A 14,190-nucleotide genomic window follows, 5' to 3' on the forward strand; every position below is an offset into this window, starting at 1 on the left:
TTATCTTCCCTCCTAATCCTCTTCTCTTACCATTCTAAGATAAATGAAAGAAAAAAGAGCCATAAATATAAACAGTATTACCGATGCCGCCGCTCCAGTACCAAAGTTATGATTAATAAAAGCTTCTCGATAACCAAAAGTGTAGATAGTTTCAGTACTGTAAAGTGGTCCTCCCTCTGTCATCAACCATATTGTGTTGAAGTCCGATACAATTCCGATTAAATTCAAAATAGTTGAAATAGCAAGCGGCTCTTTAATTATAGGCAGCGTAATACGCCAAAAACTTTGCCAGCGGCCAGCTCCGTCTATACTTGCACTCTCATATACATCTCCGGAAATCCCCTGAAGAGCAGCTAGAATAAATATCATCTGAAAAGGAATTCCTTTCCAAATAGATACGAGTATTACGCACCAAAATGCTGACCCAACATTTCCCAGCCATGATACCGATTCGGCTAAGAGTCCTATCTTCACAGCAATAATATTGATGATACCAACATTGGCATTAAATAGGAAAGTAAATGTCATGGCAGAAATAGCTGCCGGGATTGCCCATGGAACTAGAATCAAGGTCCGGAACACTGCGCGTCCTTTTATCTTTCTATTAAGCGCCAAGGCTAATAGTAGCGCCACGATTAACTGTGTACCAAGGTTAATCACAGTCCATTTTACAGTGGTTCCCAAAGACTGAATAAAAATTTTATTATTGAATATTTCCCTATAATTCTCCAGACCAACAAATTTATTAAAGCTTTTATCCCATGGCTTTACCAGGTTATACTTCACGAAGCTAAGATAAATTCCTCTACATAACGGATATATACTTAAAGCCAGAACACTTATAACAGCCGGAGCAGTCAACAGGTAGCCTGGTAAATTCTTTTTTAGTTCAAGGCTTCTTTTAATTCTCCTCTTTCTTTTCAAGATTGACCTCCCTTGGTTTTAAAGAACAGCCCCATCATTTGTGGGGCTGTCGACACCCTATTTATAATTCTCAGCTATATTTTCATCAAGTTCTTTTTTTAAGTCCTTTAAGGATTGTTCGGAATCCGATTTTCCATACTGAACTTCTAATATCCTATTCGTTATTATCTTATCAATTGCTTTTTCATTGATAATTGCCGGTCTTGCCTCTGTATACGGAAATTCTTCAGTAAACACTTTTAACTGATCTTTACCTTCCAGCGCTTTTTTATAGTCAAACTCTTTTCTAGCTGAAATTTTTCCTTCTGCCGCCAGTATGGAATCACCCTTTTCAGAATTTAAATAAGAGATCAAATCATATGCCAAATCAGGATTTTTACTGTTTATATTAATATTCCATGTCCAACCACCAAGGATGGTTGCCTGTTTCTTTCCAGATACCATAGGTGCAATTCCATAATTCATATCCGGATTTACTCCTTCAATTCCCGGAGCACACCAATCACCACCCATTAAAAAAGTAGCTTCCCCATTCGCAAAACTCTCATATACTTTGTCCCATGTTGTCGCTTCTTTAAAGGATTCGACAAGTGCACCCTTTTGAACAAGATCACAGACATAATTCCAAGCTTCTTTTCCGGCTTGATTATCAACCACAACTTTTGGCATTTCTTTACTTGTATCGATTACCGGGCAATCATTTTGGTAAAAGAAAGAATAAAAAGCATATGCACTTTGGTAGGTAGTAATTCCTCCATAACCGGCCTCCAAAACTGTATCTAATGCCGTAGATAACTCATCCCAGGTTGTAGGTACCTCCAAGTTTAACTCTTTCAAGCGATCAGCATTATAATATAGACCACAACAGTCCATATACCATGGAACAGAATAATATTCTCCATTAAATTTTCCGGAATTCAATGGTCCTTCCTGATATCTTGAAGTAAGTTTCTCTGCAGAATCATGTTTACTGAGAGGTTCCAGTAGTCCCATTGCCGCCAGATCAATTGCATGTCCAGAATTATCCATAATAACAATATCCGGACCCCCTCCGGCCAATGCAGCTGTTTGAAAATTTTCTTTAATGTCTTGAGCCGATGCCGATTGTAACTTAATCTTAACACCAGGGTTCTCTTCTTGGTATTGTTGTATAACTTTCGTAAATTCTGAACCAATTGGTTTACTTTTATCAAGCCAGTCGTTTGTCATTAGCAAAGTAAGTTCCCCTTTTTCTGAAGCAGACCCTTGCGGTGAATTAGACGGTGCATTTCCAGAGGATGACAAAGCATCCTTATTTCCACATCCTCCCAAAGTTACTGATACAGCTAGTCCCAGAACCAAACCTAAGAACTTCTTTTTCATAATTTATCCTCCATTTCATCTTTATAATTATATTAGAACATGTTTCCTATAATAATTGAATAAATATTTTATCCATAGCTCAATTGTAATTGTTTAAAATACAATATAAATATTTTACTTTAAATTCATATATACTTTTTTTAACCATAATTATAGGGATACATAAAATATTTTCATATCTATTTTTTCATATCTATGATTTTTTTTAATATTAACTATAGAATTTCTTATTTTTATTTATTCAGTTTTTAAATTATTTTATTTATACTAAAATAGAAACAATTAGCCTTAGTTAAGTATTAATTTCATATTTCAAAGGAGGATATCATGAGCAAAATTAACGTAGCAATCGTAGGACTTAGTTTTGGTTTAGAATTTGTTCCTATCTATTGCAAACATCCAGATGTCGACAAGGTATTTATCGTTGACAAAAACGAGAAGTTACTTTCCCTAGCCAAAGAACGCTATAGTATTCCAGATGAACAATGTTTTACAGACTTACAATCTGTACTTGATATTAAGGAAATAGATGCTGTCCATCTAGTAACTCCGCCCGCAACCCATGCACCATTTTCAATTCGAGTTTTAAATGCAGGGAAACATTGTGGGTGTACAATTCCAATGGGCTTATCCATCCAAGAATTAAAAGACATTATCGCAGCTAAGAAGTCTTCCGGAAAAAACTATATGTTTATGGAAACTACAATTTATCAGCGAGAATTTCTTTACATTAAAGAATTATATAATAAAGGAGAATTAGGCCGTATTCAATACATGTCTTGTGCACATTACCAGGATATGGAGGGATGGCCGGAATACTGGGAGGGATTTCCACCGCTTATGCATCCGACTCATGCGGTAGCACCCTGTCTAATGTTAAGTGGGCATTTGCCTGAAAAAGTATATGCCCGGGGATCTGGAAAAGTACATGATGAATTGAAGAAAAAATATAATTGTCCTTATGCTTTTGAATCTGCCTTTATTACTTTGCAGGATAGTGATATTACTATAGAAATGGAAAGATTTCTCTACGGCGTCGCAAGAAGCTATTCCGAGTGCTTCCGCATATATGGAGAAAACAAGAGTTTTGAATGGCAGCAGCTAGCTGATGAAAATCCAGTTTTATATACTAGAACCGGAGCACTTCAGGACGTAGACATAACAAATGAAAAAAATGAGAAATCTAAAAGAGGCGGAGAAATAACAGAAGAAAGAATTCAAATACCTGACTATGCATATCTGTTACCTAAGGAAATAGCTCCTTTTACAACCAATACAGTCTATAACAATGAAAATACTCATCTTTCTTTTAAACAGGGAGGAGGGCATGGAGGATCACATCCACACTTGGTACATGATTTTGTGAGATCTATTATAGAAAATAGAAAACCGACAATTGACGATATTATGGGGGCTTACTGGACTGGAACGGGAATCTGTGCACATAAATCTGCTATGGAAGGAGGAGCTGTAATAGATATTCCCAAATTTGACGAATTATAAAATAAGCAGACTAACAAACTGATCTTAAACCGAGAAAAAGAAACTGTACTAAAGATTCAAATCCTTGGTACAGTTTCTTTTTGGGATGAAAGCATTGACCGTGTAATGAATGGTACAATATCTCCTGTGATTTTCTTTCCATTACTGACATTGCTAACGCGACCAGATTATCTATAGCGACCCGATCATCAGATTTCCGAGAAACTATCACTTCAGCATATATTCCAAGAATCAGATCAAAAGCAAAGCCCGCCTCTACGCCTTCCGAGTATACTGAAAAATAGCAGCCTAATATACTCGGAGTCTTACAAAAGTCTCTACGTCAGATAATATCAGATCGTATCATAAAGATCTCCAATATATTCTCTTAAGACGCTCTCTTGTTCTTTCGTAATATCCTGATACTCAAAAGATTCCAGTCTTTCCTCAATCTTTTCGCCGGCTAACCTGGCTACATCTTTCTTTCCTTCTCTTACCCAGCTCGGATAACCCATTTTGTTAAACAGTCTCGTAATATATAACTCGCTATACATATATTCCATCGTGTGCTCTTCAGAAATATACTGTCCGCCGGGTCCGACATCAGAGATATTCTCCAGTTCCTTATCACCCGTAAAGATTTTCATTCCATTTACAATTTTACGAATCATTTCAATATTTTGCTCATCTAAAAGATATTTTTCATAACTAAGTGTATTAACTTCTTTCTTGCATGAAGAAGTGCCTGGATCATGTTTTCAATCTGTATTATTCTGTTTTTGGATGATCTTATCTTTGGCTTCGATTTCCTTTTGTTGTTTTTCGGCAAGCACTCGAAGTTTCAGCAGTTCTTCATGTTCTGTCATTGGTATACTTATCCTTTGTTTTCTTACTTATAATTATACCATTTTGGAGCATATAATGCCATCTTTTTTGCACATCCCAAACACCGAAAAGTGCTCATTTTACGCCCTTTCCAGAGGCTTTATCCGTCACTTTTCAGCGGTCAAAAACAGGTGGACTTCGCATCCATTTTTACCGGATGGAGCGCTCTTTTCTGTTCGATTTCCAGCCCCTGTAAAAGCCACTGCACTTGCTGGTAGGATATCTCTTTTACTTCCGAGGGATCTTTTGGCCACTGGAATTTCATCCCATCCAGAAGCTTTTTGTTTGCTAAGATAAAACCATTGCTGTCGTACCGGAGCACTTTGATTGCGTTTCTTTGTTTGCGGAAGTCTGTTGCCCCACATGCCATGTAGATGTGTCTTGCATCTTTTACAAAAAGATCCATCATAACTGTTGTACCTGCCGAATGAAATGAATAGCAAGAGAACAGTCCCCTGCATCCGAAAGGGTAAAGGAAAACTCTCCCCAGGTAATCCGGAGTCCCTCTGGATTACCTAATGGTACTGGTGAGGCTAGAAGCTCTAGTTTGGCAAACTGAGGTACTGCAGATTGTATTTCCCTGGATTCTGTATGCAGCTGTTTCTTCCAATAGTAAAAAGTAGACTTTTTTATATGATTCTGCCAGCATCATGCAGCCATAGACATACCGCTGGATGCCTGCTCTTGAATCCGTTCTTTCCATAAAGCTCTATTATCCTGGTCCATTGTGTAACCTCCTAAAGATATTTTAGGTCAATTTTACAGGATTTTCTCAGGAATTACACGACGCTATCTTTTGGAGCACTTACGAATCTGATCCACCAGGATCAAAATGTAAGGTGGATCAGATTTAAACGAAAAGTGGGTCAATTTTACTTGACAATCAACAACGTCCCATCCTCGATGCCTTTTGGTCGTGGGTGGAAGAAACAGCGGCCCTTTCTACTACGAATGAAAAACTGACAACTGCGCTGGGATACTCTAAAAACCAGAGAAACTATCTGGAAACATTTTTAAAAGATGGCAGGCTGCCAATCTCGAATAATTTATGCGAAGCAAATATAAAACCTTTTGCCACAGCAAGACGTGCATGGCTTTTTGCAGACACACCTAAAGGTGCAACGGCCAATGCCGTTCTCTATACATTAGTAGAATCGGCCAGGGCCAATGATCTGGATGTTTATGAATACCTGAAATACATCCTGGAAAGCATGCCCAATAACGACTATCTAAATCATCCAGAGATACTGGATAAATACCTGCCCTGGTCAAAAGAATTGCCAGAAGAATGTAGGTTGATTCATAAGCATAAAAAATGTCAAAAAAAATGATAGGCTTAGTATAACAGCATTGCGGTGGAATTACACAGCGCTATCTTTTGAAACACTTACGTAAGATGCATTGCCTTTGTATGTCTTAGCAAATCCAAAAGTTTAGATTTTTGGAGAAATCCAAACTTAAATAAAATCCAAACTTTGCATTAAAAAAGCCCTTGAATACAGCATTCTTTTGGATAAGAAGTTTGGATTTTATTTTAATCGCCGTCATTGTCCTGTATGATTTAAGGCAAAAGGTGACGAGATATGGAATTTGAAAATCCTTTTTTAAACGCTAACAAGCTCATGAAACACATGGAGGATAATGGCTATTCTAAAAGCTACATTCTCCTGCTAAAAACCGAAATCAACTGGCTCAGAAAAAATGGGGATGTAATAGAGTCGTATGAGGCGACATGTATCATCCGTGAGGGACAAACTATCTCTCCCGAAATGCGCCGTCGTTACAGGCTGGAGTATGGGATACTGAAATGGTTTGATGCCCGGAATTTATCCTGATTATAGAAAAAAGAACCACTGATGAAACATGATACATATCACCAGCTAAATCCAGCGTATAGAGAGGTGGTTGACTGCTATAAGGAATCAGCCCTGTAGCGTGGCTTAAAACTACATACCGTGAAAGGAAATGCATCTGCCGGAGCCTGCTTCCTATACGCTATGCAGTGCAAGGGGCTTGACTGTCTCCCTAAAGCTGTCCCCCCCCAGTTGTTCTACGCAGTTACGCAACTTTCCCTCATTTGTTCCTGAAATAATCACCTTGGCTCCACTGTCCAGGAAAGCTTTCGCCATGGCAAAGCCAATCCCTCCGCTACCGCCGGTGATAAGGACCACCTTGCCATCCAATAACTTTTGTGCGTTTGCAAGCCGCGGAATAGGTACCTGCTTTTCCGTTCGCAAAAAGTTTATTGAGTATTTTATTTAAGACTCATCTACTTCTCCTATTATAAATCCATATATCCACTCCGTGAAATTCTATTTTTTTGCTTTATTGGCAATTTGCTTCACCACAGGAACAATTAATTCCTTATTTACTAACAAGAAGAACATGCATGCAATAACTTCCAACACGATCATAGCAGCCAAGCCAGCTGCATTCACTGCAACGATCACTGCTGCGCATAATCCTATTAATATAATAAATGCCTTCCACTCAATTTTAATATTAAAGTATTTTCGCGTCTGAACAATTCTTGTCACCCAAATAATTGCGTTGCCGACCATGCTTCCGAAAGCCGCCGCATAAAGACCAGCAGTATTGATTAACACTACAGTCAAAACAGCATTTGCAATTGCACCCCACATTGTGGTAGTCAACGCACCCATAGTTTTCTTGGTGCTAAGATAACCAGTGCCATAAAATCCAGCAAACGCATTAAAAACACTCGATAAGTACAATAGACCAATAAACTGATAAGCATCATGATAGGAAGAATCCATAAAATAGATGATTATAAATTTTGTCACTGGAAGTAGAGCAATGATTCCTGTCAAAAGCACTTTAACATAGATATTAAAAATCTTTGTATAATAGGCATCACGTTCCTTGCTGTCATATTCAGAAATTGCTTGCTCCTGCCACGCCTGGTAGAAAAAAGTAGAAAGCATATTCACGAGCGTCGGAAACTTCATGGAGATAGCATAAATACCATTCGCCGCATCTCCCATACCCCAGTTAATCACAATCCTGTTAGATGCCGATACAAGCCACCACGCAATATTATTAGGAACAATTGGCAAAGAATATTTGATTAAATCTTTGGCAAGGTCCCTATCAAATTTACCAGGAACAACATAATCTTTTACCAAATGCTGAACCACTGCCATGAACACAATTGTAACAATATATGCAAAGGCCATTGATAACAACAATCCACGCGCCTGCATCCGCAGCCATATTACGAGGATCACGTTACAAAGTATCAAAGCAAGCGAATAGACAATACCTTGTACCGCATATATCTTATTATTTCTCAAACCTCTCGTGATAAACTGCACTATCGTGTAAAAAGCTGCTGCAGTAACCAGCAAGATAAATTCCGGCAAATACGTATAATTTATAACACTAAGGAAAATCCAGGCAATTACATCAAACCCTACTACTGCAATGAAAGAAGCAAGTAAACCAGTTTTTAGGATATCTTTGTCCTTTGTACTTGCATCCAGCAGCCATCTGTATAAACCCTCGTGCAGGGCAAGGCAAGCCAAAGATGAAAAAAGGCCAACATATGTATTCACGAGATCGTACTGTCCCATTTGCTCCGTGCTGACATAATACGTGTACAGCGGTACAATAATCAACATGAGCAACTTGGCTCCTGCGTTCCCTACGGTAAACAGAAGAGTATTCTTCACCAGATCTTTTTCCTTATTATTAGACATTCCTGCAGTCTTTCCTCCCAATTTTGAGCAAAAGCATGTTGCCAACAACAAGCTCATGAATTCAGCTTATATGTATCCAATAAAATTATTTTCGCCCAATTATTTTTTTCAATTTATACACGCCCTCGTCTCCAAGAACACTTTTTACTTTTGATTTTAATACTCCATTCATGCTGGTATTCTGAAGCGAATAATAATTAAACGCTTCTTTGTCATCATCTATGCCACTCGTAAATACTTCAAGAACGCACTTCTTGTTGTCATTCACAAATGTAGGCATTACCTCTGCCAATTCACTCTTACTTGTCGCTGTATAGTAATGGAATCCATTATCTTCAATCCAACCTTTTGGTGACACATGATGCCCCGCAGTGATATAGCGGCGTACATCACCATGATTTCGATAGCTCCGACGCATCTCAATTCCCTCGTAATTATTAATTAGGAGGATATGTACATTGTCGCCCACATGACGAATCCAGATCGAGTTCATGTCATACAGGAAACTGAGGTCACCGGTTACATGGTACGCAGGCCCCATTGCTACCGATGCTTGCCCCATAAAGGTAGACATACAGCCATCAATACCGTAAGCGCCGACATTCGCATAAACTTCCACATTTTCAGCCAAGGGGAACGTCTCAACGATACGGATAGCATTTAGGATGCTCATATTTACTATTGCCCCTGAAGGCACAAGCTTGCAGAACTCTCGAATGACATAGATATTGGAAAACACATCGAGTTCTGGTCTGGATGTAGTATACTGGTTAACCGCTGTGGACACTTCAGCCTGATATTCGCCGGATCCAACCCAATCTGCATGCACATGCGATATAAAATAATCAAAGAATGTTTCAAGCGGACATTCAAATATATCTGTCAGATGCCTTGTTGGATCTTCAATATCACCATCCTCGTTGACCAGCCAGTGCTTCACCTTAGACTTTCGAAGTTTCTCAAAGTACATCATCTGCGTTGGACCACCGATACTAATCAGAATATCTGGTTCATGCCCTACAAGACAGTTGCAAATATCTGTCCCAGCTGTGATAGGGATCATCTCCGACATATTCAGGTTCGACATATGCTGTCCTACTAAAGCACAGTTGTAAATGTTAAGAAAGCGGCGAAGCTTTTCCTGCATATCAGAAGTCCAAGGGGCATGTGCGCCGCACATCACCATGATTTTTCCAGTAGTATGCAGCAAATCAGCTAATCGGCTTTCATGTTCGGAATATGGACTACGAAGGCTGTTGCGATAAATTCTCTTAACAAGAGGTAACTTGCTCTCTGTGAAATATTCCAAATTATAATATGCTGGCATGTTAATCTGGACAGGTCCACCTTCATGATGAGATAATTCCATCAAAGCTTCATTTACAAGCCTTTCACAATACCAGAATTCATCATCATCATGAATCTCCAATGGCAGATCTACGCTTACACGGCACATCTTTCCATACATACCAACCTGTTCAATCTGCTGCTTTTCAAGTTGTCCTCTAGTATAAGGACTTCTATCTGAAGTCAATACAACAAGTGGAATATGAGAATAATATGCTTCCGTCACAGCACTAAAATAATTACATGCCGCCGTAGAGGAGGTACAGGAAATCACAACTGGTTCTCTAAGCTGACGGGCTATTCCGAGAGCAAAAAATGCAGCACTTCTCTCATCGACAACCGAATAGCATTTGAAGTAATCGTCTTCTTCTAGAGAGTGAACAAAGGGGCCGTTTCGTGTCCCTGGAGAAATAACAATATGCTTAATACCATACTCCTTCAAAAGAGCTATAACAATCTGCGTGTTTTTCAATACTGTGTACATGGTTATAATCCTCCATATTTTTGCGATACTTTGCGCTTTTTCGGCTTTTCAACAGGTGCTTTTATGACCGTGGAAAAGGCTGAGTGTGAGCTTTTCCGGGAAGTTCACGTTGATCTTCCATCGTTCCAGAGCAGAATACAACCCGGCAACCTGACAGGCAGTCCCGCTAAATAATACATATCTATTTTGCTTAAGCATCTCCTGCTGGTACACTTTTTTTGTATCGCTTTGGTAATACTTGCTTAGTCGAAGTTTATTAAGACCGTCTTCGTCATCAATCATAATATGACAAACTTCCTGCGTATCTGTTTTTTTTGCCGCGCCAAACACAACTCCTTTACGAGACAAAACATAATCCGCTATTGCTGTAAAGGCACCGCCAGATGAGCTTTTCTGAAGAACGCTGTCATACTTGTGCCAAGCCATATAAAAGGTAGCTTCAGATGCTTGCGTATCCTTGTTTACCGGACAACTTTTTTGGCAAAGGCCACACTTAACACAACAGGACTCATCAATAACAGGATAAGGGAAGCCTTCACCATCTGCCTTCATTGTAATAGCATTTTTACTGCATACATTCACACAGGTTCCGCAAGCTGTACATAATGTATGATTACAGATTTCCATAGTGAACCTCCAGTCTAACTTTCAAGTGCATTATTTAAGTATTTCAAACTCTCTTTTTTCAATTCATTCAATTTTTGCTCAACTTCACAATAATCTATATCTAATACAATATCACAATCCGAAATACTATTACTAATTCTATTATTAAGTCCAAGACAATTCAACAATTCTGATTTTCTATAGTCTGTATCCCAGCCCTTACAAATAGAATAAAACTTTTTTTGGAATATAATTGAAAATGCAGAGCCATGAAACGAATCAGTAATAACCAATTGGGAAGATTTGATATAACCCAGGAATTCCTCAATACCTGCAGAAATAACATTAATATAGTTCTTGGAATTCAGGAAATAACAAAATGGAGTAATAGCATAAATTGGCATCTGATATTTCACACTCAATTTCAAAAGATCTTTCCTCTGTCTGCTGACCTCTTTGAACCCACGTAACGTATAATATAAAATGAATTTTTCATTATATCGAGGCAATTCTATCAAAGAATTGTAGTCATGAGCGTCTAGTAATAATGTTGGATCAAGCACGTAATTTATCTTCCTGCTTAAAAAATTGGATAAAGTTTCAGCCGCGCTATTCTCTCTGACTGCAATATGAGAATATTTACAAAGAGCACTTTTAATTCTAAACAAATCATCTCTATTCATACTTCCAATAGAGGTAGCATAAGAGATTTTCTTTTTATTCGTGAACACTAATAGGTATGGATTCATCCAGCGCCAATCTTCATGATACAATTCCGAAGAATACTTACTCCAAATCTGATCTCCACCACTAATATAAATATCAAAAAGATTAGCAATTTGCTCCATATTATCGGGATCATCAATTAATTCGGTTAAATTAAGGTTTTTCCCTATAAAAGATTCGAATTTATTTTGTCTTATCCTTTTGTCCTTAAAAGCAGGAAATTGAATAGCATCAAGCAGAAATATTTTCAAACCATATTTGGTTCTTACTATCGTATAAAAGTCTTTTTGTCCTTTAAAGCGATAATTAATAACGTGACATTTGCAGCCCAACCGCTCCAGCATTACCTGCGTAGCAAATGCTTGCAAAACAGAACCATAGTTATACGCAGCATGATAAGTGATTAATCCAGCATTCATACCTTTTTTCTCCTCCGCAGCCCAATTTTGGGAATCGTAACCGTATATAGCCACCAAATCAATAAAGTAAAAATAGTTGAAAGAGTAAACCAATCAAAAAAAGAATTAGCAAAAAAGCTACGCCCAACCATCCAAAGCATATACGAATATACCATTGTAGCAAACATTCCATTCTTAAATTTCTCGTGCTTAAGCCCATTGTACAAACTCTGGACAATAAAGCCCATAATAAAACTCAAAGCAATGACACCCATAAAAGCTCCATCATGGTAAAAATCATAAAATGTAGTTGCCACATTTCCGACTCTTTTCCCATTCGGACTAGACCAAAAGATTCGATCGGTAGTATATATGAACGGGTCAATTCCGAAATTTTCCCCGATTGCAGTATACAATGAATGAAAAGTTTCAGACAGAAAGATAGGATGTTTAAATCCGGCGCGCAATATGCTTGTATTTAAATTCAAAATCGGCGCGCCCAAATAAATAGAAAAATATTCGAGTGGCTCAAACAAATCACTATCACGTCCCATCATAGTGGCAATTGATTGAAATGATAAAGCTACCGCAATAAGTATTAAAAATAGCGTAAAATATACTTTCTTGCTCAACTTTTTTGACCTATTTTTTTTCAAAGCAAACAAAATATATATAACCAGCGTTATGACAAGTGCAACCAATTCTCCTCTTTTTCCATTAGAAACCGACATAACAAGGGTAAGCACAAACAAGATAATATATCGTACTTCAAGCTTATGATTGATTATCCAGTTATTTACAAGAAAATATCCCCAAATGTAACCACCAAGGAGTAAAAATTTGGACGGCAAAGAAAGAAAGACAGGCAACTCCAATTCAGTGTCATCACCTAGGGCAGTCACATAAGAGCTGAATAGTCCTGTAATCGCTGAAGAGACTCCCCTGGAACGAATCACATACAGCATAGATATACCAATAAATAGAATGTAAACGGCAATCATAAAGTTTAAAAAGCTGCGTGAAATTCGGAAATTCTCTTGATAGTTAACTAATGATAAACCTCCTACACTTATGCGAATAAAACGAACATTTTTAGCTAGATATGATCCGATTATAAATGATAAGACACCTATAACTATAATCCACAACGTCACGCTCTGTATTGTGACATTCCAATAGTCAGACATGAGCATAAGGTCAAGAGATGAAATAACAAAAACAAAGCTAAACACAACTGCCGGTGCAAGCACATCCGCCTTGAATAAAAATATCGCCATCAAAAATTCAAAAATCAAGCAAACAACTAATACAGATAATATCAAAGTCAACCTCCGCCTTTTTGTTATTATAATTTCATCCCGGGTAAATATTTCTGATTAATTCCACCTTCGCCCCTATGAGCGGCCTTAATGGCATCTACATACAACTCAAAATGTCGCTTGTTTATAGAACATAACCCTTTAAATAACATTGTTAAAGTTTTGGTAATGTAATACAATTTACATCCATGTTCTTTATACATCAATAAATCATTTCTGTATCCATAATAAGTTTTCCACGAAATCCCCTGGTAATCCATTTGTTGTATTTTATGATTAACAATCATATCCGGATAGCAGATAATTTTCCCAACGCTCGATAGTCTCCAACTATGTTCAACATCATCTCTCCAAATGAAATATTCCGGATGAATAAGTCCCACTTCTCGTAGAAATATTGCTTGCATAAAAACGCCAACATAAGAGAAATGGTTACACTCAAAGGAGGTCCATAAATACTCGGACTTTGGGACATGCATAATTTCCATTTTTAGTGGTCCCATTTTTCTAATACCACGATTACTTGTTGCGGGTTTTCCGCCAGTTTGAACCTGCGCACAAATTGCTGAAATTTGATCAATATCCGAAATCTCACAAATATGCGTCTCTGCTTTTTCAAATGCATCTAATGAAGGGACTGCATCATCATCAGAAACCCATACCCAATCAGCTCCGATCTCAAGTGCTTTCTTAGTACCTGCATAGAAACCGCCACTTCCGCCTTCATTTTTCTCCATTGAAACCACAATGATTTCCATATCTGAGATATTGTGCGAAGCTACCCATTCTCTCAGAAATTCATCAGTTCCGTCTGTAGATGCGTTATTGACAACAATCAATTCATTAGGTCTCCGAGTTTGATTAAAGAATGCTTCCATGCATTCTTTCAGCAATTCAAGACGATTATAAGTAACAATTACTGCTGCTATATTCATTAA

Annotated in this window: 13 protein-coding genes and 2 pseudogenes; 3 read left to right on the plus strand and 12 right to left on the minus strand. The window is 37.9% G+C overall.

Features of this window, described 5'->3' with window-relative positions; translation table 11 throughout:
• Positions 1-12 precede the first annotated feature (12 nt).
• The gene (locus tag INP51_RS12820; protein ID WP_193735224.1) at positions 13-924 is read right to left on the minus strand and encodes a carbohydrate ABC transporter permease; all 912 of its coding nucleotides are present in this window, start codon (positions 922-924) and stop codon (positions 13-15) included.
• A gap of 57 nt (positions 925-981) precedes the next feature.
• Positions 982-2,286 carry a sugar ABC transporter substrate-binding protein gene (locus INP51_RS12825; RefSeq protein WP_193735225.1) on the minus strand — a complete coding sequence of 435 codons (1,305 nt, stop codon included), beginning with the start codon at positions 2,284-2,286 and terminating at the stop codon, positions 982-984.
• A gap of 327 nt (positions 2,287-2,613) precedes the next feature.
• Between INP51_RS12825 and INP51_RS12830 the strand changes: the two genes are divergently transcribed.
• On the plus strand, positions 2,614-3,789 hold the full coding sequence (locus tag INP51_RS12830) for a Gfo/Idh/MocA family protein (protein ID WP_193735226.1): 1,176 nt from the start codon (positions 2,614-2,616) through the stop codon (positions 3,787-3,789).
• 332 nt (positions 3,790-4,121) lie between these two features.
• Here INP51_RS12830 and INP51_RS12835 read toward each other — a convergent pair.
• From INP51_RS12835 to INP51_RS16575, 3 genes and pseudogenes are all read right to left on the minus strand, one after another.
• Positions 4,122-4,469, minus strand: a pseudogene (locus tag INP51_RS12835) (trimethylamine methyltransferase family protein); the annotation flags it as partial.
• A gap of 305 nt (positions 4,470-4,774) precedes the next feature.
• A complete protein-coding gene (gene tnpB / locus INP51_RS12840) occupies positions 4,775-5,062 on the minus strand; it encodes an IS66 family insertion sequence element accessory protein TnpB (RefSeq protein WP_193735227.1) in 288 nt (95 codons plus the stop codon).
• A pseudogene (locus INP51_RS16575) lies at positions 5,059-5,289 on the minus strand (hypothetical protein); the annotation flags it as partial. The gene tnpB and the pseudogene INP51_RS16575, both read right to left, overlap by 4 nt.
• 233 nt (positions 5,290-5,522) lie before the next feature.
• Here INP51_RS16575 and INP51_RS12845 point away from each other — a divergent pair.
• A complete protein-coding gene (locus INP51_RS12845; protein WP_268885831.1) occupies positions 5,523-5,984 on the plus strand; it encodes an IS66 family transposase in 462 nt (153 codons plus the stop codon).
• A gap of 252 nt (positions 5,985-6,236) precedes the next feature.
• The gene (locus tag INP51_RS12850) at positions 6,237-6,488 is read left to right on the plus strand and encodes a hypothetical protein (RefSeq protein WP_193735228.1); all 252 of its coding nucleotides are present in this window, start codon (positions 6,237-6,239) and stop codon (positions 6,486-6,488) included.
• Between the two features lie 153 nt (positions 6,489-6,641).
• On the opposite strand, the gene INP51_RS16580 is transcribed toward INP51_RS12850, so the two are convergent.
• The 7 genes from INP51_RS16580 to INP51_RS12885 all read right to left on the minus strand — a co-directional run bounded on the left by INP51_RS16580 (position 6,642) and on the right by INP51_RS12885 (position 14,187).
• A complete protein-coding gene (locus tag INP51_RS16580; RefSeq protein ID WP_408610554.1) occupies positions 6,642-6,824 on the minus strand; it encodes an SDR family NAD(P)-dependent oxidoreductase in 183 nt (60 codons plus the stop codon).
• Positions 6,825-6,965: 141 nt separating this feature from the next.
• A complete protein-coding gene (locus INP51_RS12860) occupies positions 6,966-8,372 on the minus strand; it encodes a lipopolysaccharide biosynthesis protein (protein ID WP_193735229.1) in 1,407 nt (468 codons plus the stop codon).
• An 85-nt stretch (positions 8,373-8,457) separates the two neighbouring features.
• Positions 8,458-10,203 carry a 2-succinyl-5-enolpyruvyl-6-hydroxy-3-cyclohexene-1-carboxylic-acid synthase gene (menD, locus tag INP51_RS12865; RefSeq protein WP_193735230.1) on the minus strand — a complete coding sequence of 582 codons (1,746 nt, stop codon included), beginning with the start codon at positions 10,201-10,203 and terminating at the stop codon, positions 8,458-8,460.
• Positions 10,204-10,251: 48 nt separating this feature from the next.
• Positions 10,252-10,830, minus strand: a complete 579-nt coding sequence (locus INP51_RS12870) for a 4Fe-4S binding protein (protein WP_193735231.1) — start codon at positions 10,828-10,830, stop codon at positions 10,252-10,254.
• Positions 10,831-10,844: 14 nt separating this feature from the next.
• Complete coding sequence (locus INP51_RS12875) at positions 10,845-11,954, minus strand: polysaccharide pyruvyl transferase family protein (protein WP_193735232.1); 1,110 nt, start codon at positions 11,952-11,954, stop codon at positions 10,845-10,847.
• A complete protein-coding gene (locus INP51_RS12880; RefSeq protein ID WP_193735233.1) occupies positions 11,951-13,255 on the minus strand; it encodes an O-antigen polymerase in 1,305 nt (434 codons plus the stop codon). Before INP51_RS12880 ends, INP51_RS12875 begins: the two co-directional genes overlap by 4 nt.
• Before the next feature lie 23 nt (positions 13,256-13,278).
• Positions 13,279-14,187: a glycosyltransferase gene (locus tag INP51_RS12885; RefSeq protein WP_193735234.1), complete on the minus strand. Its 909-nt coding sequence runs from the start codon at positions 14,185-14,187 to the stop codon at positions 13,279-13,281.
• Positions 14,188-14,190: the final 3 nt, after the last annotated feature.

It is taken from the genome of Blautia liquoris (assembly GCF_015159595.1).
GTDB lineage: Bacteria > Bacillota > Clostridia > Lachnospirales > Lachnospiraceae > Novisyntrophococcus > Novisyntrophococcus liquoris.